This is a genomic window from Pedobacter miscanthi (assembly GCF_032678605.1).
GTDB classification, from domain to species: domain Bacteria; phylum Bacteroidota; class Bacteroidia; order Sphingobacteriales; family Sphingobacteriaceae; genus Pedobacter; species Pedobacter miscanthi_A.
Window position 1 is genome coordinate 63,780 of sequence record NZ_JAVTSU010000022.1, and the last position, 25,233, is coordinate 89,012.

16 protein-coding genes are annotated in these 25,233 nt (G+C 39.9%); 9 read left to right on the forward strand and 7 right to left on the reverse strand.

Features of this window, described 5'->3' with window-relative positions; translation table 11 throughout:
- Positions 1 to 29 precede the first annotated feature (29 nt).
- Positions 30 to 869 (reverse strand): 1,4-dihydroxy-6-naphthoate synthase, encoded by an 840-nt coding sequence (locus R2R28_RS24930; protein WP_316828369.1) that lies wholly within the window; start codon positions 867 to 869, stop codon positions 30 to 32.
- A gap of 117 nt (positions 870 to 986) precedes the next feature.
- Positions 987 to 1,610 carry a futalosine hydrolase gene (gene mqnB, locus R2R28_RS24935; RefSeq protein ID WP_316828370.1) on the reverse strand — a complete coding sequence of 208 codons (624 nt, stop codon included), beginning with the start codon at positions 1,608 to 1,610 and terminating at the stop codon, positions 987 to 989.
- Between the two features lie 102 nt (positions 1,611 to 1,712).
- Here mqnB and R2R28_RS24940 point away from each other — a divergent pair, with 102 nt between their 5' ends.
- From R2R28_RS24940 to R2R28_RS24955, 4 genes are all read left to right on the forward strand, one after another.
- Positions 1,713 to 2,123 (forward strand): 6-pyruvoyl trahydropterin synthase family protein, encoded by a 411-nt coding sequence (locus tag R2R28_RS24940; protein WP_316828371.1) that lies wholly within the window; start codon positions 1,713 to 1,715, stop codon positions 2,121 to 2,123.
- A gap of 12 nt (positions 2,124 to 2,135) precedes the next feature.
- A complete protein-coding gene (gene folE / locus R2R28_RS24945; RefSeq protein WP_316828372.1) occupies positions 2,136 to 2,771 on the forward strand; it encodes a GTP cyclohydrolase I FolE in 636 nt (211 codons plus the stop codon).
- Between the two features lie 85 nt (positions 2,772 to 2,856).
- Positions 2,857 to 3,738 carry an ACP S-malonyltransferase gene (gene fabD, locus R2R28_RS24950; protein ID WP_316828373.1) on the forward strand — a complete coding sequence of 294 codons (882 nt, stop codon included), beginning with the start codon at positions 2,857 to 2,859 and terminating at the stop codon, positions 3,736 to 3,738.
- Positions 3,739 to 3,909: 171 nt separating this feature from the next.
- Positions 3,910 to 7,641, forward strand: a complete 3,732-nt coding sequence (locus R2R28_RS24955; protein WP_316828374.1) for a HAMP domain-containing sensor histidine kinase — start codon at positions 3,910 to 3,912, stop codon at positions 7,639 to 7,641.
- 39 nt (positions 7,642 to 7,680) lie between these two features.
- Here R2R28_RS24955 and R2R28_RS24960 read toward each other — a convergent pair whose 3' ends face one another.
- Entirely contained in the window at positions 7,681 to 8,583 is a 903-nt protein-coding gene (locus tag R2R28_RS24960; protein ID WP_316828375.1) for a hypothetical protein, read from the reverse strand.
- A 205-nt stretch (positions 8,584 to 8,788) separates the two neighbouring features.
- On the opposite strand from R2R28_RS24960, the gene R2R28_RS24965 reads away from it, so the two are divergent.
- Positions 8,789 to 10,333 carry a glycoside hydrolase family 10 protein gene (locus tag R2R28_RS24965; RefSeq protein WP_316828376.1) on the forward strand — a complete coding sequence of 515 codons (1,545 nt, stop codon included), beginning with the start codon at positions 8,789 to 8,791 and terminating at the stop codon, positions 10,331 to 10,333.
- Between the two features lie 124 nt (positions 10,334 to 10,457).
- Here R2R28_RS24965 and R2R28_RS24970 read toward each other — a convergent pair whose 3' ends face one another.
- From R2R28_RS24970 to nagB, 3 genes are all read right to left on the reverse strand, one after another.
- Positions 10,458 to 11,474: a LacI family DNA-binding transcriptional regulator gene (locus R2R28_RS24970; RefSeq protein WP_316828377.1), complete on the reverse strand. Its 1,017-nt coding sequence runs from the start codon at positions 11,472 to 11,474 to the stop codon at positions 10,458 to 10,460.
- 37 nt (positions 11,475 to 11,511) lie between these two features.
- The gene (locus tag R2R28_RS24975) at positions 11,512 to 12,672 is read right to left on the reverse strand and encodes a DUF5009 domain-containing protein (protein ID WP_316828378.1); all 1,161 of its coding nucleotides are present in this window, start codon (positions 12,670 to 12,672) and stop codon (positions 11,512 to 11,514) included.
- Between the two features lie 502 nt (positions 12,673 to 13,174).
- Positions 13,175 to 15,100: a glucosamine-6-phosphate deaminase gene (gene nagB, locus R2R28_RS24980; RefSeq protein ID WP_316828379.1), complete on the reverse strand. Its 1,926-nt coding sequence runs from the start codon at positions 15,098 to 15,100 to the stop codon at positions 13,175 to 13,177.
- Positions 15,101 to 15,253: 153 nt separating this feature from the next.
- Here nagB and R2R28_RS24985 point away from each other — a divergent pair, with 153 nt between their 5' ends.
- From R2R28_RS24985 to R2R28_RS24995, 3 genes are all read left to right on the forward strand, one after another.
- Complete coding sequence (locus tag R2R28_RS24985; protein ID WP_316828380.1) at positions 15,254 to 16,450, forward strand: anhydro-N-acetylmuramic acid kinase; 1,197 nt, start codon at positions 15,254 to 15,256, stop codon at positions 16,448 to 16,450.
- 182 nt (positions 16,451 to 16,632) lie between these two features.
- Positions 16,633 to 19,794 (forward strand): SusC/RagA family TonB-linked outer membrane protein, encoded by a 3,162-nt coding sequence (locus R2R28_RS24990; RefSeq protein ID WP_316828381.1) that lies wholly within the window; start codon positions 16,633 to 16,635, stop codon positions 19,792 to 19,794.
- A gap of 27 nt (positions 19,795 to 19,821) precedes the next feature.
- Positions 19,822 to 21,129 (forward strand): RagB/SusD family nutrient uptake outer membrane protein, encoded by a 1,308-nt coding sequence (locus tag R2R28_RS24995; RefSeq protein WP_316828382.1) that lies wholly within the window; start codon positions 19,822 to 19,824, stop codon positions 21,127 to 21,129.
- Between the two features lie 40 nt (positions 21,130 to 21,169).
- On the opposite strand, the gene R2R28_RS25000 is transcribed toward R2R28_RS24995, so the two are convergent.
- Positions 21,170 to 21,916, reverse strand: coding sequence for a DeoR/GlpR family DNA-binding transcription regulator (locus R2R28_RS25000; protein ID WP_316828383.1), 747 nt, complete (start codon positions 21,914 to 21,916; stop codon positions 21,170 to 21,172).
- A gap of 234 nt (positions 21,917 to 22,150) precedes the next feature.
- On the opposite strand from R2R28_RS25000, the gene R2R28_RS25005 reads away from it, so the two are divergent.
- Positions 22,151 to 25,231: a SusC/RagA family TonB-linked outer membrane protein gene (locus R2R28_RS25005; RefSeq protein WP_316828384.1), complete on the forward strand. Its 3,081-nt coding sequence runs from the start codon at positions 22,151 to 22,153 to the stop codon at positions 25,229 to 25,231.
- Positions 25,232 to 25,233 lie beyond the last annotated feature (2 nt).

Consider the following 25,233-nt stretch of genomic DNA (forward strand, 5'->3'; position numbering starts at 1 on the left):
TCTCTGCTACGGTGGAGATGAAGAACGAGTTAAATATATAAGTTCTGCTGGATAACCGGAATAATCCCTCTTTCCTGTGCAAGTTTAAATAAGGTATCAACTGCTTTTCGACCTTCTTCGCCAAGGTTAATACTGTATTTATTGACGTAAAGTTCAATGTGTTTGTACATTACACTTTCTTCCATGGCCTGAGCGTGCTGGCGGATAAAATCGATACCAGATTTTGGATGTGCAAAGGCAAACTCAACCGATTGACGGATTAAACGGTTTACTTTTAGTTGTACTTCGCGGTCTAAATTGCGGTTAATTACAATACCTCCCAATGGAATAGCACAACCTGTCAGTTTTTCCCAATAATCGCCCAGATCAACAATTTTAGTTAAACCCTTATCCTGATAGGTAAACCTGTTCTCGTGGATAATCAGGCCTAAATCAATCTGATCGTTCAATAGCGCAGATTCGATCTCTGAAAAAACCAGTTCTTGTTTATTTTGTAAGTGCGGATAAGCAATGCCAAGGAGGAAATTAGCAGTGGTGTATTTTCCTGGAATACCGATACTTAGTTCCGAGTTTGGCGTTTGGAGTTCGGAGTCGTCGAAATGTTTCTTGCTGATCAATAATGGGCCAACACCAAAACCAAGTGCACTGCCGGCATCTAATAATGCATATTGGTTGGCTACATAAGCAAACGCATGAAAACTTAATTTGGTGATATCCAGTGCACCCCGCATTGCTTTTTGGTTCAGGGTTTCTACATCATCGTAAGAAACCTCAAATTCTAAACCTTCCGTGTCAATTTTATGGTGAATAAGTGCATCAAAAATGAAGGTGTCGTTAGGGCAGGGAGAAAATCCAAGTGTAAGTTTCATCTATTTATTTTTTGTTTTCAGGTGTTAGATGGAGCCTTTGACAATTAAAATAATTATTTTAATTGTGTCGGGTTCATAAATCAAAATTAACTACTGTGTGATATTAATTAGTCATAATCAGTTCATTTCTCCGATAAAAGCTATGGCCCAATCGTTTAAATTTTTAACTGCAAGGCCAATTTTCCAGTTTTCTTTATTTCTTGGCTCCACGTAGTTGGATATGCTTCTAACCTGCAGGCAATCTATGTTCAATTGTTTGGCTGCATAAAAAACAGCAGCACCTTCCATGCTTTCGGTGGTCGGGTTTAGCCTTTTTATCAGGTTTTTAATGCTTTTTTCGCTTCCGGTTACGCAATTCATCGTAATGCCTTTTGCCAATGGCAGGCCTACTTTTCGCTGGGTTTTGGCGTGATAATGATTCTCCCCGAAACCTAAATCGGTGATGGTTAAAAATTCCTCGCCATTTTCGGCACCAAGTTCGGCAAAGGTATCCTCGGTAATGTTTAGCACCGAGCCAAGGTCAATGTTCCTGTCGAAACAGCCTGCAATACCGAAATTTATCACTAACTCATATTTATTCGAAAGGTGTTTACCCAGGGCAAAGGCAGTTGCCACCATACCTACCCCCGTAATCAGCAGGTCGAAATTTTTACTTTCTACAAAATCCCCTTCCGGCAGGCTAAAATGCTGGTAAAAGAACGCGAGTTCGGCTTTGGTGGCGGCAACAACTAAAGTTTTCATCTGGTAAAGTTAGCAGATTATATTTTAGGTTTTCTTTAAGCTTAGGTCTTTAGTCTTTAAGCTTAAACCTTTATCCGTATATTTGCATTTTATTTTATAGTAATGATTTACATAACGAGAAAAGCATCATTTAATGCAGCGCACAAATTGGCGCGTACCGATTGGGATGATGATAAAAATAGTGAAGTTTATGGTAAATGTGCCAATCCCAACTGGCATGGCCATAACTATTGGCTGTATGTTACAGTAAAAGGCGAGGTTAACCCGGAAACAGGCTTTCTTGTTGACTTAAAGTGGCTTAAAGAGGTGATGAATGATTATGTGGTAGATAAAGTTGATCATAAAAATTTAAACCTCGATGTTGATTTTATGAAAGGCAAACTGGCCTCTACAGAAAATTTAGCCATCGAAATCTGGAAGCAGTTAGAAGCGCCAATTGCAGCAAGCGGAGCCATTTTACATTGCGTAAAAATCTACGAAACCGAAAACAATTTTGTTGAATACTTTGGTTAAAAACCTAAATTAATGATCGATAAAGACATATTAAATGGCGAATCGGGGGGCGGCTATGTAAAAGTAGACCGTTACAACGAAGAAAAAATTGAAGCTGTAGCTACACATTATAAAGATATATTAGGGCAATTGGGCGAAAATCCTGAACGCGAAGGTTTGTTAAAAACACCTGAACGCGTAGCTAAGGCTTTGCAATATTTAACCCATGGTTATGATATTAAACCTGATGAAATCCTTAAATCGGCCATGTTCCAGGAAGATTATAGCCAAATGGTGGTGGTAAAAGACATTGAAGTATATTCGATGTGCGAACACCACATGTTGCCTTTTTTTGGTAAAGCGCATATCGCTTATATTCCTAATGGGCACATTGTTGGTTTAAGCAAAATACCACGTGTAGTTGATGCATTTGCCCGCCGTTTACAGGTACAGGAGCGTTTGACTAATGAAATCAGGGATTGTATCCAGAACACGCTTAACCCAATGGGGGTAGCAGTGGTAATGGAGTGCAGGCACTTATGTATGTCGATGCGCGGTGTACAAAAACAAAATTCAGTGACCACAACATCGGCTTTTACCGGAACTTTTTTAAGCAACGATAAAACAAGAGCTGAGTTTTTAAGGTTAATTACAGCGAGTTTAGATTAAACCCCCAACCCCTAAAGGGGAGTAAGGGCATTAAAATCAATAATTTTTACAAATAGTTAATTTCCCCTTTAGGGGATTAAGGGGTATGAAAGCATATATTTTTCCCGGACAGGGAGCACAGTTTGTAGGCATGGGTAAAGATCTTTACGAAAACCCGAAAGCTGCAGCATTATTTGAACAGGCTAATGAAATTATCGGTTTCCGTATTAGCGATATCATGTTCGGTGGAACAGATGAAGAACTTAAGCAAACCAATGTAACCCAGCCTGCTATTTTTTTACATTCGGTTATTTTGGCTAAAGTTTTGGGTGATGATTTTAAACCTGATATGGTTGCTGGTCACTCGTTAGGCGAATTTTCTGCATTAGTAGCAGCAAATGCTTTAAGTTTTGAAGATGGATTAAGGTTAGTTATTGCCCGTGCAAATGCCATGCAGAAAGCTTGCGAGGCAGAGCCATCAACCATGGCGGCTATTTTAGGGCTTGCAGACGATGTTGTAGAAAAAATCTGTGCCGAAATTGATGCGGTAGTAGTACCTGCTAATTATAACTGCCCTGGGCAACTGGTCATTTCCGGCAGCATTGAAGGGATTGATTTGGCTTGTGCCAAACTAACCGAAGCCGGAGCGAAGAGAGCCTTAAAATTAAATGTAGGAGGCGCATTCCACTCTCCTTTAATGGAACCTGCAAAAATCGAACTTCAGGCGGCTATTGAAGCTACAAATATTTCAGCCCCAATCTGCCCGGTTTATCAGAATGTTGATGCAAAACCCTATACAGATCCGGCAGAAATTAAAGCCAATTTAATTAAACAATTAACTGGCGCGGTACGTTGGACACAAACAGTAGGCAATATGCTGGCTGATGGTGCAACTGAATTTGTTGAAGTTGGACCTGGCAATGTATTACAGGGCTTGGTTAAAAAGGTAAGCCGCGAAGTGCAAACCAGCAGCGCTGTTATCGCTTAATTAAATGCAATAAAATATAACAAATGCCAACGCCATAAACCCAGCTGTTTATGGCGTTACTTTTTATCAATATTTAATATCTTTATCAGTAGATTGATTCATCACCATTTTAAAATACATATAAATGTATCATAATGGCGTTACCTTATTGCTGAAAATACAACTACCCGGATGAAAATGAGCTTTGGCGTAAAAATTAGGTTTCTATTGCTCGTTTTGGGCTGTTGCCTCATGGTAACGTCTATTTCGTTAAGCCATTTTACTACCAAAAGCGAATTGCTGGAACATGATGCTGAACAAATTCAACAAAATCTTTTAGCCAAAGAAAGATCGGTGCAGGCTTTTTTGGCCAATAAAAAAGAAGTGGCTAAGGCCAAGCAATTCCACATCAATCCCAAAAACGCGATAGATTTTATCAATACCTATCGGGCAATAAGCGGTATCAACCTGTTAACCTACGAAAATAACGAGCTTAGGTATTGGAGTACCATTAAAGTTTCTGATATAGATCCTAACACCATTAAAGAAGGTAGTTCGGTGCTTTTTTTTGCCAACGGCTGGTACGAGGTAATTAAAAGTACACAGGGTAATTTTAGTCTTGTTTTCTTAATTTCCATCCAGTCACAGTATCCTTTTAAAGAAACACAATACTTTAAAAACGATATCGACCCGATTTTATCCGCTACAAAATTATTAACCTTTGCATCCTTTACAGATAAGGATGTATATATAATTAAAAGCCTTGATAATAAATTTTTATTCGGGCTTAAGGTAAAGCAGGGTTATGCAGAAACTTATTACTCAGGTACACAGTTATGGTTGTTTATTGCCGGCATATTGTGTATTTGTATGTTTTTTAACTCCCTTAGCTCGCTCATTGCCCGCCGTGGGCATATTGCATGGGGAACCTTTCTGCTGCTCTTTTTCTTTCTTGCCTTTCGCTTATCTGATTTGTATTACGGCTGGTTTAACCACCGTTTTATTTTAGATCTTTTTGATCCAAAGATATACGCCGATAGCTTTATGATGCCTTCATTGGGCGATTTCCTGTTAAATGTAATTGTACTCACCTGGTTGCTGCTTTTTATGTACAACCATAAAGAACAATATAAATTCCCAACGTGGATTAAACGTAATAAAATTGTAGGACTGATTATTCAGGCGGCTTTAATGGTACTCATCGGTCAGATTGTATGGGATACCGACGATATTTTTTTTGGTCTGATTTTTAACTCCAGGATTAATTTTGATATTGTAAACATCTTAAAGCTGAGCGGTACCAGTTGGGTAGGCATTGTAATTTTGTGCCTGGCCTGGTTTCAGATTTACCTCATCACCGTTATTTCTGCCACGGTAAGCAGCCAGCTCAATGTAACCAATAAAGAAAGGCTGATTATCTTTTTGATTGGTTTTGCAGGCGTTTTTGCCTATAAGCTTTTTGTTGATTTTAATGCATTCTTTATTGTTTTTGCGCTTGTATTGTTTATTGTTGCAAGGGCAGTTTACCTCAAAGAAAAACACTTTTCAATCGGTTTATTCGCCATTGTTTTTTTCTGTCTGGCCTTTAATACCTCTATTAAATACACAAGGTATAAAGATATTAAAGAGCGTAGCCTGCGCGAACCATTGGCGCGTAAAATACAATCATCAGAAGATTTAAATGCCATTATTGCTCTGGGCAACTTAGGCAATGAGATTGTTAAAGATGATTTTCTGTCGCGGTATTTTAAGCAGAACAAAACCGCAAATTATGCGGTACTTAAAAACCATTTAAAGGATTATCTTGATGGTTATTTAGGCCGGTATGACTATCAGATTTATCCATATGATAGGTTAGGGGTGGTCATGGGAAATTCGGATAGTCCGCCTATTAATAAATATAAAGGCCTGGTAGAGGTTGGTTCTGTTAAAATAGATGGATCTAATTTTTTCTATCAGGTTAACAATACTTTTGGTTATCAGGATTATTTTGGGATTATTTCGGTTGTAGATCAGGGCAATTTGCTTGGCACGCTTATTATCGAGCTGCGCTCTAAACCATACAATTATAATAACCGCTTGCCCGACCTTTTAGGAGACCAAAAACTGGCAAAGGATGAAGACTTTAAAGGCTATTCGATTGCTTTTTACAGTAATGATAAATTGCTAAATCAATCAGGAAGTTACACCTATCCGCTTGATGGCAGTGTATTTAAAGGCAAAAAGGACGATTTTGTTATTGAGAATGACGATAAACTGCATTACAGTCACATGATTTATAAACCATCTGATAGTAAAATGGTCATTATCAGTAAGGCTAAGGTTGATTATCTAGAACGTTTAGCGGCTTTATCTTTCTTTTTTCTGGTGTTTATTATCTTCTCAATGGTGCTTTATGGCTTAATCTGGCTAATCAAAAACCTCGATGACGATAAAGTTGGCTGGTTCAGCATCAACCGCTCACTGATGATCAATGCCAATAAAATCTTATATAAAACAAGGATTCAGGTTTCTATTGTGCTCTCGGTGGTGGCTACATTGGTTATTGTGGGTTGGGTAACCTATTATTATATGAACCTCGAATATCGCGGCCAGCAGGACGCTATCCTAAAGGATAAAATAAGAAAGGTTCAGCAGAATTTTGAAAAACAGGTTTTTAATAATGGTACTATTTCGAATGATGAAAGTGCCGTAGCTGATTTTAACAATTTTGCAGATATTAACAATGCAGACCTTAATTTATACGATTTAAATGGGAACCTGATTATGACCACATATCCTAAACTTTATAATTACAAAATTATAGGGAAGAAAATGGGGCCATTGGCTTATCTGTCGTTAAATAGCCTTCACCGGTCAGAATACATCAATCCAAATGAGAAAATAGGAAGCTTAACTTATGCAGCCGCATATGCACCGATCAGAAATGCCCAAAATAAAACAATTGCGTATATCGGCCTGCCCAATTACTCAAACGAAGAAGAATACACCGATAAAATTGCCCTTTTTGTAAGTAACCTGATCAATATTTATGCGCTCGTTTTCGTCGCTATCGGAGTACTGGCCGTATTTTTGGCCAATCAGATTACCAGTCCGTTAACATTTATTCAAGAGAGTATCAGTAAAACTAAAATCGGGCAAAGAAACGAACCCATTGTATGGCGCAGGCATGATGAAATTGGCTCGCTGATTAAGGAGTATAATAATATGATTTCGGCTTTAGAGGCCAGCGCGCTTAAACTGGCAAGATCGGAGCGCGAAAGTGCCTGGCGCGAGATGGCGAAACAGGTTGCACACGAAATTAAAAATCCGCTCACGCCGTTAAAGCTGGGGGTTCAGTTGTTAGAAAAATCATGGAAAGAGAAGGACCCTAATTTTGAACTCAAATTTAATAAATTCAGTAAATCATTTATCGAGCAGATTGATAGTCTTTCAAAAATTGCGTCTGAATTCTCAAACTTTGCTAAAATGCCCGATACCAGCCTGGAACGCCTTTCTTTGATTCCGGTGATTGAACGGGCAAGAGAGGTATTTAAAAGTACAGCAAATGTAACCATTGATATTGTGAACAAAAGCGTTGGCGATATTGAGGTAATGGCCGATCACGATCAACTGTTAAGAACTTTCAATAACCTGCTTAAAAATGCGATAGAAGCCATTGATGAAGAATCGTTGTGCTGTATTACCATTGTTATTTATGTAGACCTTCGTAACGCCTATGTCGAAATTAAAGATAATGGGAAAGGCATTCCGCCGTCACTGCACGATAAAATTTTTGTACCCAACTTTACCACCAAAACGTCGGGAACGGGCTTAGGGCTTGCTTTTGTTAAACAGGCTGTAGAAAATGCCGGCGGAACGGTTAAATTTACTTCCATAACGGATTTAGGAACCACTTTTTATTTAAGTTTCCCTTTAGCCTAAAAAAATAATTTGGTTGCGGTTAATTAAGATCGTTTAATTTTACCTCAGTTCTACCTGAGCCTTGCCCATGGTATTGCCATCAGCATATAAAATTACGGTGTAGATACCTTTAATAAAAGGCTTAGGGTTTGCCCAATCGATAACATAAGTGCTGTCATCGTTATTGTAATTGATAAAGATAGAATGACTGTATTGCATGTCCTGTCCGTCGGCCTCAAAACGATTACCCTCATCGGCCAACAGGTTCCCCGCCGGATCAAACACCCTTAAATAGATGTTGTGATGTCCTTTTTCTGCCAGTTGGTTTGGGATAATGGTAAAACGGACACTCAGTTTCTCTGCTGTAGATGATTTGGTTACTTCCACTTTTTTGCCGCTCGATTTTGTTCTGAAGGCAATAATTTCAGCCGTTTGAAGCTTTAAGGCAGCTGCGGTTTTAACCTTCGCATTGAGGTTGGAGTTTTCATTCTCCAAGTTAGCCGCTTTGCTGCTAATGTTTCGAAGGGTGTTTTGTAAACTATCGCGACTATTTTTTAAAAAGATATTGTCCTTTTGTAACTGGATAATCTGGTCGTTGTAATTTTTTACAAATGTTTTCAGCTCATTGATCTGCGCATTGGCTTTATCCAGCTCGCCCTGCGTAATCTGGGCTTTTTCTAAAGCAGTTTTAAGTTCTTCAATTTTAACCCGGGCCAGTTTCTGTTCTTCAACAAGTTTATCATTCAGGTCTAAGTTTAAAGCATTCACCTTATCCAGCTCAACCTCAATCTTTTCTACCTCAAGCCGAAGCTTGTCCTTTTCTGTGCTAACGGTAACAAATCTTTCGCTCTGCTTTCGATCTTTAAAAAACAGGTAAGCATTTGTGCCGATTAAAGCCGCTATAACGATGACCAGGAAGTAAATTTTGTTTCTGTCACCCTTATTAATCTTTTGTGGTTCCATTTTAATAACGCTGTATCTTCTTTAAATTAATATACTTTTGTTCTTCCATAGGTAAATGGGGGTACACAATTAATTTAGCAGGGCGCAAATTAAAATTTTTAATAAACTTATAAGAGTTTTTAAAAAAAATCGTTTAATTGCTAATGTTCATTTGTATTCAAATTAACACAAATACACATCCCGAATAAAAAATAAGACAGAAATAATGCTTAAAAACTTCCTATACGCACTTTTATCTTTAACTGTAGTACCATATATATTAAATGCACAACCTTTATCAAAAATTGCACCAAAAAGGGAGTTTAGAGGCGTTTGGGTCGCCACTGTTACCAATATCGACTGGCCATCTAAACCGGGTTTAAGTGTTGATCAGCAAAAACAGGAGCTGATCGGGATTTTGGAAAGGCATAAAAGCCAGGGCATGAATGCCATTATTTTACAGGTTAGGCCTGCTGCCGATGCTTTTTATGCAAAATCGCGCGAGCCATGGAGTCAATGGTTAATGGGTAAGCAGGGTTTAGCTCCTGCACCAGGTTATGATCCATTGGCCTTTGCCATTAAAGAAGCTCATTTTAGGGGTATGGAGCTGCATGCCTGGTTTAACCCGTACAGGGCAAGCATGAGCAGCTCTGCAGTACTTAGTGAAGATCATGCTTACCGCAAACACCCCGATTGGTTTTTTACCTATGGAGGCAAAAAACAGTTTGATCCGGGCATTCCGGAAGTAAGGGAATACATTGTGCAGGTAATTTTAGATGTGGTAAAGGGATATGATGTAGATGGAATCCATTTCGACGATTATTTTTATCCTTATAAGGTAGAAGGACAAACCATTAACGATGGTAATACTTTTTATAAATACCCCAATAATTTCTCGGATATTAAAGATTGGCGCCGAAATAATGTTGATTTGCTGATTAAAGAACTTGATGATAGCATCCATCATTATAAAAAGTGGGTAAAATTTGGAATCAGTCCGTTTGGCATCTGGAAGAATAAATATGAAGATCCCGAAGGTTCTGCCACCAGTGGCTTATCTAATTATGCCGAGCTTTTTGCCGATAGCCGTAAATGGGTGAGGGAAGGATGGGTTGATTATATCAATCCACAGATTTATTTTACGTTTACCAGAAGGGTGGCGCCTTACGGTGTTTTGGTTGACTGGTGGAGTAACAATACTTTTGGCAGGCACGTATATATTGGGCAGGGGGCTTACCTGGTAAACTCAAGGGCAGAAGCCGCCTGGAAAAACCCAAGCGAAATTCCGAACCAGATCAGGTACCTCAGGGATAATAACAGGATTCAGGGCAGTGTATTTTTCAGTTCAAAATCATTAAGCACCGTTGCAAAGGCCGTTGGCGATTCATTAAAAAACGATTTGTATAAATATCCGGCTTTGCCGCCGCAAATGCCCTGGCTGGATGAAGTACCGCCTAACGAACCGCAAGCCTTAACGGCCGATGCTTTAAAAGATGGAGTACATTTAAAATGGCAACTTCCTTTAAAGGCAAAAGATGGCGAAACTGCTTCGGGCTTTGTTATATACCGGTTTAGCGAAGGAGAGAAAATTTCGGTGCTCGACCCTAAATACATCATCAAAATAAGCTTTGAAGATTACCTTTCGTTTATTGATACGAGTGTGGAAAGTGGAAAGCGCTACAGTTATCTGGTAACGGCTCTCGATCGCTTAAAAAATGAAAGTGAACCTAGCGGACCTGTTGGCATAGAAGTGCCTTTGGCAAAAGAATAGAAGAACTTCGGGTTTACTACCCTCAGAGGCCGTCATTTCGAGCGGAGCGCAGCGTAGTCGAGAAATCTGCCTTGATAGATCTCTCCATTCCACTGCGTTTCAGTCGAGATGACGTCGCCTCATTTTACCCTTTTTTATCAGTCGATTCTCTTTCTATCAGGCTTGGGTTAAGTACAATGTGCTCCATTTTGGCGTAGGGATTTTCCTGGCTGATCATTTTTAGGAACATTTTAGCACACGCTTTACCCATTTGAGGAGCATGCTGATCGATGGTTGATAAGCTGGGCGTAATGTAAGCAGAAAAAGCCTCGTTGGCAAAGCCGATTACGCCAATTTCTGGGGGTGTTTCGCCAACTTCTTTAAGTTTTTGGATTACGCCTAAAGCGGTAAAATCATCTCCTGCTATAATGGCATCAGGTTTATTGTTGCGCATCAGTTTACCTGCACCAAAACGGCCATCTTTTATGGATAATCCTCCTAAAATTAAATGCTCGGGTATAACCGGGAGTTTATGATCTGCAAGTGCCGATTTGTAGCCTTCCAAACGATCGTTAAAAATTTTAACCTGATGGGCTGTAGTAACAAAGGCGATTTTTTTAAAGCCTTTATCAATTAAATGTTTGGTAGCAATGTAACCTGCATTAAAATCATCAAGGGTAATGGTGGGTACTTTTAAGTCAGTATTTACACGGTCGAAGAGGATAAGAGGCTTGTTTTGTTCAATAATTTCGGCAAAGTGAGAAACGTCTTTTGTTTCTAATGAAAGTGAGGCCATTATACCATCTACCTGGGCTTCAAGTAATGTTTTTACCCCGTTAATTTCATTTTCTACAGATTCGTTTGATTGATAGATAATTACCCGATAGCCGCTATCTTTCAGCCCATCTTCTATACAATGGATAATGGATGCAAAAAAATGTGCTTGTACACTAGGCACTATTACCCCGATAATTTGTGTTTTTCCTGATTTTAAAGCAGAAGCAAGTTTATTCGGGCTATAGTTTAGCTTTTTCGCCATTTCTACTACTGCACTTCTGGTAGCATCGCTTATAGCAGGAAAGCCACTTAATGCCCTCGAAACAGTTGATACCGTAATGTTTAGTGCATTCGCGATATCGTATATGGTGGTTTTCTTTTTCAATTAGTCAGGTAAATCATTAAAATAACAGGTAAAATTACTAAACCTTAATAATAATGTTCTTTTTATACATGAAATATAACAGGACATAAAATCCCAGGACATAAGTAATGGCCCAAACCAGAGAGGCATTTATCGGACTGAAAAAGGGGGTGTAACAGGTTTCATAAAACCTCACCAGTAAACCGGTTTTGGTGCCGTCGGGCTTGGTAAGCTGGATAAGGTTAAGTACCCGTGGAGCTAAACCTGCCAAAAAGAATACGGTGATGGCGTTTACCCCATATACGACAAAAGGAGTGGTAAATTTTTTATAACCCTGAACGTCGATTATCCAATAACAAAGTGCCAATCCGATAGAGGCTAGTCCGCCGGCGTATAACACGTAAGAGCTTGTCCAAAGGGCTTTGTTGATCGGGAACTGTAAATCCCATAATAAGCCTAAAATAACCGCTGTAATGCCGGTAGTAAAGAGCCAGGCGACTTTGGTTGGGTTATCGACATCTTTTCTGCGCATCCAAACACCAACTAAAATACCAAACAAACAGGTTCCAATTGCAGGTAATGTGCTTAAAATGCCTTCCGGGTCCCAGGTTTTTGAAGAGGCCCAGGTATGTGCTTCAGTTAAAATGCCACGGTCGATCCATGCGGCCAGATTGGTTTCTTTTTCCATATTGGGATAACCTACTCCCGGAACCGGAATGAACGTCATTAATGCCCAGTAAACCGCAAGGATTACAATTAGTGTTCTAAATATGGCTTTGGTAGAAACTTTAATAAAAATAATACTGCTGAAGATAAAAACGATACCTATTCTTTGTAATACCCCTAGTAACCTTACCGTTTGAAAAGCTTCCCAAATAGATTTATCGTCCATAATGGCGCTGATAATTTTGCCAAAAATGGCTAGAAAAAAACCGAGCAGATAAAGTATAATCCCACGTTTAACGGCTTTGATAATTGTTTTTTGATGTGTAGCGGGATCAGCTTTACTGCTGCTCATCGCAAAAGCGATTGATACGCCAACAATCCATAAAAAAAATGGGAAAATAAGGTCGGTAGGGGTACAGCCATTCCACTCGGCATGTTCTAAAGGTGCGTAAATATGGCCCCAACTGCCAGGATTGTTTACTAAAATCATTGCAGCTACGGTTAGTCCCCTAAAAAAATCAAGGGATAACAATCGTTGTTTGGGTTCGGTCATGGTGAGGTGGTTTGGTTCAGCTAACTAATTTAGAGTATTGTTTTTAGAAAGAGAAATAAATACCGTGTTGAGGAGGAAATGTAGGGGGCGATAAATGGCCTTATGAAAGCCAAATTTTACAACTCGTAAGGAATGAGTTTGTTTTTTACCACGAAGACTCAGAAAACACGGAGAACTTCACTAAATCTTGATGATCATAACAACGACCTTAAGTTTAATAAGCCTGACCGACAGCGTTATCCCGATCTAAGCGTGATTGTTTGATCGTTTTTTACCGGGATTAAGCAAAGGGCAGGGCTACCGGAACCGAAGCACCATATACCTTGTTTTCCAAAAAAAAAAGGAGATTTTGGACTAGACCTGGATTAGGTTGGTGTGACACCAGCCAGTAGAGAAAAATTGTTAAGAAAATATATTGCGAGGGCTTCGAAAGTTAAATTAACTTAAAAACCTGCGAAGTCCTGCCGGCTTTTGGCCTTGGAGACTTCGCAGGTGGAAAAATCTAGTCTTCAAACTTCCAGCGTACAAAAGCTTCCATGGCTTCATACTCTGCAAGGCCTAGTTCATCATAAGCTTTTGCCGTATCGCGGTTGCGATCTTCGGCACGTTGCCAGAATTCTCTTGCATCATCACCAGGGAAAACTGCTCTGTCTTTCTGGCTTTGGTGTTTAAAGATTGCATATTTTTTGCGCTCAAGTTCTTTTGGGGAAATTGGAACGGCCATTTCGATTTCATGGGTTTCAAACTCATACCACGCACCACGGTACATCCACAACCAGCAATCCTGAGCCCAGGCTTCTGTTTTGCGCAGGCGTTTTAATGCAGCAAGAATAATGTTGAAACAAACAATGTGCGTGCCATGCGGATCTTCAAAATCGCCGGCAGCATAAACCTGATGTGGTTTAACTTTTTGCAATAACTCTATCGTAAGTTCGATATCGGCATCTGTTACCGGGTTTTTCTGAACTTTACCACTTTCGTAAAAAGGAAGCGCCTGAAAATGGATATGATCATCTTCCAAACCGCAATAACGTGCTCCGGCAATGGCTTCACCTTTTCTGATCAGCCCCTTAACCGTCTGGATTTCCGGCGTATCTACCTGGTTTGGTTTTTTGTGCGCTATAAAAGTCCTCATGTTGTTATAAAGATCTTTCAGGTGGGTATTATCCATTCCCATTTTCTCTGTAAAATCTACATTGAACTCTACAAAACGAAGCGCATCATCATCCCAAACCGCTGTATTTCCCGAAGTTTGGTAAGCTACGTGTACATCATGTTTCTGATCAACCAGGCGAATAAAAGTACCACCCATTGAGATCACATCATCATCAGGATGTGGTGAGAAAATAATTACCCGTTTTTTTGCAGGCTCGGCCCTTTCCGGACGTTGCGAATCATCTGCATTTGGTTTACCACCCGGCCAGCCTGTAATGGTATGCTGTAGTTTATTAAAGATATGGATATTGATGTTATAAACCGGCCCTTTTTCGGTAGCCAGTTGCGCCATACCATTGTTGTTATAATCGTCTTCTGTTAATTTTAAGATCGGTTTTTTAAGGGTGTTGGCCAGCCATATTACCGCTTTGCGGATTAGTGCATCTGTCCAAACACAATCTTTTACCAACCATGGCGTATCAAAACGGGTCAGTTCAGAAGCGGCAGGGGCATCAAGAATAAACTCTACATGGTCAGAAAGCTGGAGGAAGGTTGCCGGCACATCGCCAGAAATTTCACCTTCAACGGCTTTTTTAATAATCGAAGCTTTTTTGCGGCTCCAGGCCATTAATATAATTTCCCTTGCTTTAAAAATGGTACCAATACCCATGGTAATGGCTTTGGTAGGTACAAAGCTTTTTCCACCGAAATCGCGTGCAGCATCACGGCGGGTAAGGTCATCTAAAGTAACCAAACGGGTACCCGAGTTTGGGGCCGAACCCGGCTCATTAAACCCGATGTGCCCGGTACGTCCAATACCCAGGATCTGGATATCAAGTCCGCCAAGATCACCGATTTTCTTTTCATATTCCAAACAGAAAGCCGGAATCTCCTCCAATGCAAGTGTCCCGTCAGGAATGTGAACGTTGTTCTTGTCAATGTCGATATGATCGAAAAGGTTTTCGTTCATAAAGGTAACGTAACTCTGTACGGCCGTAGGTGCCATTGGATAGTATTCATCCAGGTTAAAAGTAATTACGTTTTTAAAACTTAAACCCTCTTCTTTATGCAGTCTAACCAGTTCGGCATAAACGGCAATTGGGGTAACACCTGTTGCTAAGCCCAGTACTGCAGGTGCGTTGTTTGCTTGTTTTGTTTTAATGAGCCCGGCGATGCGGTGTGCTACATTAATGGAAGCAATTTTTGGATTTTCGAACACGCTTACGGGTAGTTTTTCGAAACGTGTCTCCTCCAGTAAATTTAATCTAGCCATGTTTTTTATATGGATTTTAATTGTACGGAGCAGTAAATATAGGCAGTTATGCCCGATTTGTAATAAATGATATTTACTTTTATTGGAAGTATTTACATAAAATTCGATTAAAGGGGCAGACAAACGTTTGATCTTTTTAAGATACAAATCAATATGAACGCACAAATTCAAAAGTTGTATAGCAAAGCCGCAAAACCCGAACGCTTAATTATCGGTTTAATGAGTGGAACTTCGATGGATGGACTGGATATTGCACTTTGTTCGGTTAGTGAAAGCGGTGCGGATACCAACATTCAGATCCTTAAATTTAAAACAGGTGAATATACCGATGATTTCAGGGCAAAAATTAAAGCTGTTTTTTCTAAAAAGGAGGTCGATTTACAGTTGGTTTGCCTGATGAATGAACATATTGCCAATACACATGCAATACTCATTAATGAAACTTTGGCCGAGTGGGATATTAAAAATGAATCTGTTGATTTTATTGCGAGCCATGGACAGACGATTTTTCATGCCCCAAAATCATTGCATCAGCTGGCCGATTATCCTAACGGAACATTACAGATCGGTGATGGAGATCATATTGCCATAAAAACAGGGATTATTACCCTTTCTGATTTCAGGCAAAAACATTTAGCCGCGGGTGGTGAAGGGGCTCCTTTAGCTGTTTATGGCGATTACCTGATGTTTTCGAAAGCAGGTGAAGACCGCGTAATGCTGAATATTGGTGGAATTGCAAATTTTACTTACCTGCCGGGAAATATGGATGCCGGTGCAGTTTTTTCAACAGATGTTGGTCCGGGTAATACCTTAATGGATCAGTATATGCAAAAACATTTCAATCAGTTTTATGATAAAAATGCAGCTGTAGCCTTAAGGGGTGAATTAAATCCTCAGCTTTTATCCGCTTTGCTGGATTGTGGTTTTTTTGGTCTGGATTTTCCCAAAACCACAGGTCCGGAACTATTTAACCTGGAATATTTAACAGAAGCCCAGGAAACGTCTTCAACAACAAATATCAGCAAGGAAAACGTAATGGCCACTTTATGCCATTTTTCGGCAGAAACCATCGCCAATGCCATAAAGCGCTGTTTTGGGGTAGATGCCCATGCGCAGGTTTTTATGAGTGGGGGTGGAATGCATAATCCATTACTGGTAACACTTCTTCAAAAAAAATTGCCTTTTTGTAATTTTCTAACCACTGATGATTTAAACATCAATCCTGATGCTAAGGAGGCCGTTTTATTTGCGGTACTGGCCAATGAAACACTTTGTGGCAAACCGATCAACTTTGGCGATCGTAAAGGTGTACCTTCGGTTTGTATGGGGAAGATTAGCCTACCGGAGTAAGTTTGGAGTTTGGGGCTGTGAGTCTATAGTCTTGAGTCCGGATTAACTTTTCAACATACAGCCTTTCAACTTTTAACGATATAACCTCCGAACTTTTCAACATCCTAAGCTTTCAACATTCTTTGTGCGGTATTTTGTTAAATTTGTTTTAACACTAATCATCTAACACAAAACCAAATTTTATGGAAAAAAGTTACCTAAAATGGTCAACAGGATTTTTTGCAATTTTGTTGATCCCATTTCTGCTGCTTCTGTTTACAGAAACGGTTCAGGCACAGAACAAACGCTATACCATTAGCGGCAAAGTGACTGATGCTGCAAACAATAGCCCGGTTCCGGGCGCTGTTGTAAAAATCCTGAATACAAATCTCGTAACCAGTACAAGTTCTAACGGAACTTATACCTTTTCGGTTGATTTAGCCCCGGGCAAATACCAACTCCAGATTTCTTTTATCGGGTATAAATCAAGTGTTGAATCGGTAACGCTTGGTGATAATGCAACCGTTCAGGCAAACAGCGCACTTGGCGGCGATGCCGTTGGCCTGGATGAGGTTATTGTTACCGGTACTTCTCAGGGAACAACCAGAAAGCAACTCGGTAGTTATGTAAGCACGGTTAAAGGCGATGATTTAAATAAAGCGCCCAGTGGAAATGCCTTAGCATCTTTACAAGGCAAAACGCCAGGGGCACAGATCAGCCAAAATTCTGGAGACCCGGCTGGTGGAATTTCTGTCCGTTTAAGAGGGGTAAGCTCTGTTAATTCATCATCAGAACCACTTTACATTATTGATGGTGTAATTGTAAACAATTCAACTACGAGGGTAACCAACACCTCGGGTAATTACGATAATATTAATAATGGTGTTCAGATTGGAAATATCGGACAGAATAGGATGGTCGACATTAGTCCATCCGATATTGATCATATCGAGGTTTTAAACGGTGCTGCGGCTGCAGCAATTTACGGTTCGAGGGCAAATGCCGGTGTTATCCAGATTTTTACCAAAAGGGGTAAAAGTGGTGAGCCTCAGGTGAGCTTTAGTACAAGTTTAACCATTAGCGAGCTTCGTAAGCAGATTGACGTAAACCAGGCGCCTGTTAGGTTTGGACTAAATGCTAATTCTGTTACTCAGGATATCATTCAAACTGTTGTACTTATTCCTAATACCGATCCTGTTTTACAAACAACAAAAATTCCGGTTACCAGGTATAATTATCAGGATTATATCTTTCACACCGGAGTAGGTACAGATAATTCCGTTTCTGTTTCTGGCGGAAATGATAATACCAAGTTTTATACCTCCGCGGGTTATTTTTCTAATCAGGGCATTATTAAAAATACAGATTTCAAAAGAATGAACTTTAGGGCAAATCTGGATCAGAAAATTAATAACTGGGCTAAAATGACAGCTGGTTTTAACTATGTGCACAGTGATGCTAATGAAAAACCTGATGGAAATTCGTTCTTCTCGCCAATGAACTCGGTAACCATTATCGGCAATTTTCACGATATTTTTGCAAGAGACATCCTTGGTAATTTACAGGCAGTTGGTGAGCGTGGACGTGTAAATCCGGTATCGGTTATTGAAGATATTCAACAACGTGAATTTACCAACCGCATTATTGCCAATTTAGGTTTAAAACTTAATCCGGTAAAAAACCTGACGATCGATTATACCATGGGGGTTGATAATTCTATCCAGAACGGAACAACATTTATTCCGCCCTTTACCTATAATGTAAGCACCGCTTTTTATGGTGGCGGAGCAAATTTAGATCCATCATTAAATGGTTATGCCAGTGCGGGTAATGCAACAACCACATTGTTTAATAACGAATTAAATTTTACCTATGATGCAAAAATATCTGATCTTTTAGGTTCTACAACGCAATTGGGCGGATCTTATCAATATCAGAAAGATTTATTCAGTTTAATCAATGGCAGGGGGCTTGCACCACTTATCCAAACGGTTAATGGAGCGAGTACGGTGTTGCTTAATAACGATAACCGCTCTGAATTCTCGATCAGCGGGGCATACCTGCAACAAAATTTTAAATACAAAGATCACCTTTTTGTAACCGGAGCAATCAGGGTCGATCAGTCGACTGTTTTTGGCGAAAGCAACAGAACGCAGTTTTATCCCAAAGCAAATGTAAGTTATGTATTATCGTCTGCTAATTACTGGAAGGATTTTGGCGTGTCTTCATGGTGGAATGCATTTAAAATCAGGGCTGCTTACGGCGAATCGGGTAATTTAACGGGGATTGGTGCTTACGATCGTTTTAATGTGTATTCACCTAGTGCATTAAATAGCAAAACATCGCTGGCATCCAGCAGCACGCTTGCCAATACCGATGTTAAGCCAGAGCGTCAGAAAGAGTTAGAAGTAGGTACTGATATGTCGTTTTTTAACAACCGTTTGGGTTTAACTTTTAGCTGGTACAACAAAAGTGTTAAGGATCTGTTGCTGAACGTGGTAATAGCACCAACTACCGGGTATTCCAGCCTGCTGGATAATATCGGCGGATCACTTAAAAACAAAGGGGTTGAGCTGATGTTAACAGGAGTGCCGGTAAAAACGAAAGATTTTACCTGGACCACTACTGTAATTTACAATAGAAACCGGAACAAAATTATCGGATCTGGTGCGCAACGTTTAATCAATACCAATGCAGGTGCACCGGTTTCTATAACAGATGGTTATCCGGTTGGTGTTTTTTACGGAACTTTTTTTGCCAGAAAGGCTGACGGAAGTTTATTAACTAATGCACAGGGAATTCCATTAACAGAAAGAGGGGTTCAAAAGTCGCCTACTGACTATGCTGTACTGCGCGATGCGAATGGATTGCCTACGGGAGATCCTTTACGTAAGGTTCTTGGTGACCCAAACCCTGATTATACCGGATCGTTTGTAAACGATTTTACTTATAAAAAATTAAGCCTGCACATCCAGTTAGATGCTGTACAAGGAGGAGATGTTTGGAATGCCGATTGGAGAACCCGCCAGGGTGTAGGTAATGGTAAAGTAGCCGAGGCCGAGTATTTAGGTCAGTTGCCCCGTGGTTATGTTGCCGGAGCCTACAATGTTGAAGAATGGCGTATTGACGATGGTTCTTTCGTAAAACTGAGAGAGATTTCTTTAAGCTATAATATTGGTAAGGTGAAGTTTGTAAAGGACCTTACAGTAAATATTAGTGGTAGAAACCTGATTTCGTGGGATAATTATAAGGGCTACGATCCGGAGTTAAATGCAGGTGGACAATCTACTATTTTAAGGAACATCGATTTTGGATCGGTTCCTATTCCACGTACCTTTTCTTTTGGTTTACAAGCTAAGTTCTAATTCATTGAAAAAATAAATTATGTTAAGATGAAAAATTCAAGATCAAAATATATTCGCTACACATTTTTCTTTGCAATGGCTGTTTCGCTGGTTGCTTGCAAAAAAGAATACCTAAATCCTAACGGAGCTGTATCCGAGGATGTACTCCTTTCTGCAAGAGGTTTAACCGGAATTACGGTGGGCCTGCAGAAAAATTTCTCCACAACGCGGGCAGGGCTGCTCTATGCCGCAATTACCGTAAATGGCATTACCACTAACGAACTGATTTCTATTAATACAGGAAATACCAATGAAGACCGGTTAATGACAGGTGGGGTGCTGGTAGATGGTACAAATTCGGTTTTACTTAATGTTTGGACCAGTTCGAATAAGATCATTTTCGATGCAGATAACGTAATTAACAATGCTGCCAAACTTGCTGATAAAAGTTTGGCCTCGGGCTTAATTGCACATGCCAGTATTTTTAAAGCTTTAGCATTGGGTAATTTGGCCGAATTTTGGGAGAAAGTTCCGGCCGGAACGGGGCAGAGCGTAACTTTTATAACCAGGATAGAAGGTTATAACAAAGCTATTGCAACCATTGATAATGCTTTGGCCTTAATAGCAGCAAATCCAATTAATGCTTCGTTTTTGAATAACATTCCAGCAGGGGTAGATATTCCGAATACGTTAAATGCATTAAAAGCACGTTATGCCTTATTTGTTGGTAATTATACCCTGGCTTTAACTAGCGCCAATGCTGTAGATTTAACCAAAAGATCGTCGCTCACATACGATGCGCAAAATCTCAATCCCATTTTTGATGTAGCTACTTCTACTAATAATGTAATTCAACCTAAAAATATAAATTTAGGACAAACAGGTGCTAATATCCCGGATGCAGGCGATACAAGGATTCCTTTTTATACGGCAATAAGCGGTACAGTGCGTATCAATGGTTTTGGTGCAACCAGTTTAGCCCCGGTTCCGGTTTATCTTCCAGGTGAAATCACTTTAATTAAAGCTGAAGCTTATGCCCGGCAGGCTACCCCTGATCTGGCATCATCTTTAACTGAGTTAAACAAGGTTGTAACGCGGCCGGCAACTGGGAATGCACTCGATGCCAATTATGGTATGGGAGCAGGCTTAACTGCTTTAACAGGTGCTTATAGCCAACAGCAGCTTTTAAATTTGATTTACAAACACCGTTGCATTGAGTTGTTTATGTCGGGCTTAAAACTCGAAGACATGAGAAGGTTTAATCAGCCTTTAACCGATCGCAAACGGAATTTTTTCCCTTACCCTTTCCAGGAACGGGATAACAATACCAACACGCCTGCTGATCCTGCTTTTTAGCAGATTATAAAAAAGGTCCCGATTTTCATCGGGACCTTTTTTATAAAATATTCAGCTCCTTTTCGCGGTAGCGCGAAAGCGATTCGTGACCTAAATCCAGCTCTGTAATCAGGTAGCTAATGCTTTCTATCGGGCAAACCCTTAACCTTAGGGCAATATCCAGTTTTTCGGAAATGCAAAGTACAGCCGTTCTTTTTGCACAAGCCAGCATGGCTTTTTTAAGCTGGTTAATTTCCCAGTAAGTATCCGTTAAACCTTCATCGGGATGGATGGCACTGGTTCCCATTAAACATAAATCGGCTTTTATTTCCGATAGTTGGGTAATTACCTGTCCGCCGTAGGTAACCTGTGAGTTTTTAGAGAACAAACCGCCGATCAAAATTACTTCTATGTTATTGTATTTGGCCAGCTCTACTGCAACCAAAGGGCTAATGGTAAAAAAAGTAGCCGATAAACCTTGCGGAAGTAGTTTAACAAACTCTAAAATGGTAGTTCCGCCTCCCGTTAAAACCACCATGCCATCTTTGATCAGCTGAACGGCTTTTTTCCCGATGGCAATTTTACTCTCTCTCGCATAAACCGTACTGTCATCAAAAGAACTGTGGTACGACTTAGATAAGGCACCTCCATGTACCTTATAGAGCAGGTTTTCATCTACAAGCTCTTGCAAATCCCTTCTGATGGTATCTTCAGAAACATTGAGTAATTGCACCAGATCAGAGGTTAATACACGGTTGTGCAGGTTAATCTGTCGCATGATGAAGTCGTGGCGTTCTTTTTTCAGCATAGTAGATGTTTGGTTTTAAAACGAATGTATAAAAGATTTTTAGATTTTCTATATGTTGCGCGTTTCTGCGTGTTTATGCAATAAAATTTTATTATTGCTTGGTAAATAGTTTGTTAAATACTTTTTTATTCCAAATTATTTATGATATTAGCATAAAAATGCGTTATTGTGCGTGTTTTTGTAACTAACTAAAAACAACTAAACAAATCATTTCATTCCCTAAACTGGCAGTTTATGAAAAAAAAACTACTACTAATTTTTATTGGTACGTTTTTGTTGCTGGCTCATGCCATTGCGCAACAAATAACCATTACCGGTAAGGTTACGTCAACAGACGGACCGATACCCGGTGTTTCCATCCGTGTGAAAGGAAGCACTGTAGTTTCACAAACCAATGCTGATGGAAATTATTCCATCAAAGCCCTAAAAGCAGATGTGCTTGTTTTCTCTTACATTGGATTTAGAACACAAGAGAAAGCTGTAGGTGCAAATACCGCTATTAATGTTAATCTTTCAGCAGATGCCGGCAACCTGAATGAGGTTGTTGTTACGGCCTTTGGTATAAAAAGATCGAAAGATGCATTAGGATATTCGGCACAAACCCTAAAGGGATCCGATATTGCAGATACGCAGCGTGATAACTTTTTAAACGCCCTGCAGGGCAGGGTTGCGGGCGCTACCATTACCCCAACAATGGGAACGCCGGGGGCATCTGCAACGATGATTATCCGTGGGGGTATTTCTCTTGATGGCGATAACCAGCCACTTTTTGTGGTAGATGGATTACCCATTTCCAACCGTACTTTTAGCGAGTATAATCTGGTAGGGCAGGGAACTTTTAACCGTCAGAATGATTATGGTAACAGGGCCATGGATATTAATCCTGAGGAGATAGAATCGCTTACTATTCTGAAAGGACCTGAGGCTTCTGCTTTGTATGGAACCGATGGTGCATCTGGTGCTGTAGTCATTACTACAAAAAAAGCAAAAGCAGGAACCGCACGGGTATCCTATAGTAACTCTTTTCGTTTAGAAAACACTTACCGTTATCCTGAAGTACAAACTACTTACGGTGGCGGTGCAGGTGGGGTTTTTGATGAAGAGCAGAGGACGAGAACTTTCTTTGGCTCAAAATATCCGGCAAATAAAACAATGTACGATAACATCGGTAATTTTTATAAAACCGGTTTTACCCAAAAACACAATGCAACTGTTGAAGGCGGAAGCGATAAACTTTCTGTTAGAACAACCGTAAGTTACACCGATCAGAAAGGTATTATACCGGGTACAGCCTACAATACAATTAACGGTAAAATAAATGCGAATTCTAAAATTAGCGATAAGATAAGCATGAATGCATCGCTAAACCTGATTTCATCAAGAACCGATAAAACGTATAAAGGTGTAAGTAGCCCAATGCTAAGTGCTTTATCGTGGCCGTTAACCGATGATATGCGGAATTATTTAACTCCGCTTGGCGAAAGGAGAACGATTACCGGAAGTTTAAGTGGTGAGCTTGATAATCCTTACTGGGGGGTAGAAAGAAATCCAAACTACGATAAAATGAATCGTGTACTGGGTAACATCGGGTTTGTATATACCCCAACAAACTGGTTAAGCATGCAGGGAACGGCCGGTGCGGATATATTTTCTCAAACCGGGCTTTCAGCATACGATGTTCAGTCGTACGAGGCAAACAAAGCGCAAACCACCAATGCTGGTGGTGGCTTAAACACCTACAATGCTAATGAAAGATTGGTTACAGCAAATTTTGTAGCCACTGCAAAAAAGGATTTCGGCAAATTTAAACCAGTTATCAGGGTTGGTACAGAGATAAAAGACGATTCTTATCAGGTAAATGCTCAGTTCGGTACGCGTTTTTATCAGGCCAATTTTTTCAGCATGAACAACATCGATCCTACCACACAAAGGGTTGCCTATACAGATGAGCTGAAACGTAAAGTTGGTTTTTTTGCTAACGCAGAGTTAGGATACGACAATTATCTCTACCTAACCTTATCTGGCCGTCAGGATTTATCTTCAACATTGCCACAAAAAAATAACACCTTCTTTTACCCTGCAACATCATTAAGCTTTGTGTTTTCTAATTTGCAGGCAGTAAAAAATCTAGGCTGGTTATCGTACGGTAAATTAAGAGGTTCGTGGGGCCAATCTGGTAAAGATGCCAGGGTAGCGTATGTTACAAACAATAAACTTGTTGCCCAGCAAACTACTGGCGGAGGCTATGCATTGGATGTAAATATGGGTAACCCGAATTTGGAAGCCGAATTTACCACGGCTAAAGAAATTGGTATGGAACTGGGTTTCTTTAATAACCGTTTATCGTTTGATTTCTCTTATTACCATAATCTTTCTGATAAACAAATTACTGCCCCACGTTTAAGTTATGCATCAGGAGCAGTTTTACAGTACATTAACAGTGGAAAAATCAGGGTTCATGGTTTTGAACTGTTAGTAAAAGGTACACCAGTTAGAACGCCAAACTTTAGCTGGGATATCTCGGCAAATGCATCAAGATCAAGAGGTAAAATTTTATCATTACCTGCCAATCAGGATGTGTTTTATGTATCAGACAGCTGGCTTTTTGATAATGTTAGGGCGCAATATGCTGTTGGAACATCGATCTCAGCTTTTGCAGGGATAGATTATTTAAGAAATAAAGACGGACAACTCCTGATTAACCCGGCAAACGGAATGCCGATTAAGGACGCTAATTTTACACAAATGGGCGACCGTGCACCTGATATTATGATCGGTTTAACCAATAGTTTTACCTATAAAAACTTTAACCTTTCTTTCTTGCTCGATCTGCGTAAGGGTGGAGATATCTATAACGCAACAGAATTATATTTATATTCCAGAGGTTTGTCTAAATTAAGTACCGACCGTGAAGTGCCCCGTATTATTCAGGGCGTAATGCGCGATGGACTGGAGAATTCTGCCAACCCAACCAAAAACAATGTGGTGGTTATTCCTTACATCACCACTACTTATTATTCAACCTTTTACAATACCGCCGATTTCCTTGAAAAAGATATCAATTGGATCAGGTTGAAGGATATTACCTTAAGTTATAACCTGCCAAAGGCCATTTTCGAAAAAAGCAGGGTGATTAAAAGCGCCAGCGTTTTTGCAACCGGAACCGATTTATTATTGATTACAAATTACAAAGGTGTAGATCCATCAGTTAACGGATTAAGTGCTGCTTCTGGTGGTTTAGGAGGAACGGGTATCGACTTTGGTTCTGTAGGCTTGCCAAGAGGTTATAATTTAGGAGTGAAAATTGGTTTTTAAAG

Excerpts from the sequence above, each read along its gene's own strand:
- R2R28_RS24930 (WP_316828369.1), bottom strand. The coding sequence starts at position 869 with ATGAAACTTACACTTGGATTTTCTCCCTGCCCTAACGACACCTTCATT.
- mqnB (WP_316828370.1), bottom strand. The coding sequence starts at position 1,610 with ATGAAAACTTTAGTTGTTGCCGCCACCAAAGCCGAACTCGCGTTCTTT.
- R2R28_RS24940 (WP_316828371.1), top strand. The coding sequence starts at position 1,713 with ATGATTTACATAACGAGAAAAGCATCATTTAATGCAGCGCACAAATTG.
- folE (WP_316828372.1), top strand. The coding sequence starts at position 2,136 with ATGATCGATAAAGACATATTAAATGGCGAATCGGGGGGCGGCTATGTA.
- fabD (WP_316828373.1), top strand. The coding sequence starts at position 2,857 with ATGAAAGCATATATTTTTCCCGGACAGGGAGCACAGTTTGTAGGCATG.
- R2R28_RS24955 (WP_316828374.1), top strand. The coding sequence starts at position 3,910 with ATGAAAATGAGCTTTGGCGTAAAAATTAGGTTTCTATTGCTCGTTTTG.
- R2R28_RS24960 (WP_316828375.1), bottom strand. The coding sequence starts at position 8,583 with ATGGAACCACAAAAGATTAATAAGGGTGACAGAAACAAAATTTACTTC.
- R2R28_RS24965 (WP_316828376.1), top strand. The coding sequence starts at position 8,789 with ATGCTTAAAAACTTCCTATACGCACTTTTATCTTTAACTGTAGTACCA.
- R2R28_RS24975 (WP_316828378.1), bottom strand. The coding sequence starts at position 12,672 with ATGACCGAACCCAAACAACGATTGTTATCCCTTGATTTTTTTAGGGGA.
- nagB (WP_316828379.1), bottom strand. The coding sequence starts at position 15,100 with ATGGCTAGATTAAATTTACTGGAGGAGACACGTTTCGAAAAACTACCC.
- R2R28_RS24985 (WP_316828380.1), top strand. The coding sequence starts at position 15,254 with ATGAACGCACAAATTCAAAAGTTGTATAGCAAAGCCGCAAAACCCGAA.
- R2R28_RS24990 (WP_316828381.1), top strand. The coding sequence starts at position 16,633 with ATGGAAAAAAGTTACCTAAAATGGTCAACAGGATTTTTTGCAATTTTG.
- R2R28_RS24995 (WP_316828382.1), top strand. The coding sequence starts at position 19,822 with ATGAAAAATTCAAGATCAAAATATATTCGCTACACATTTTTCTTTGCA.
- R2R28_RS25000 (WP_316828383.1), bottom strand. The coding sequence starts at position 21,916 with ATGCTGAAAAAAGAACGCCACGACTTCATCATGCGACAGATTAACCTG.
- R2R28_RS25005 (WP_316828384.1), top strand. The coding sequence starts at position 22,151 with ATGAAAAAAAAACTACTACTAATTTTTATTGGTACGTTTTTGTTGCTG.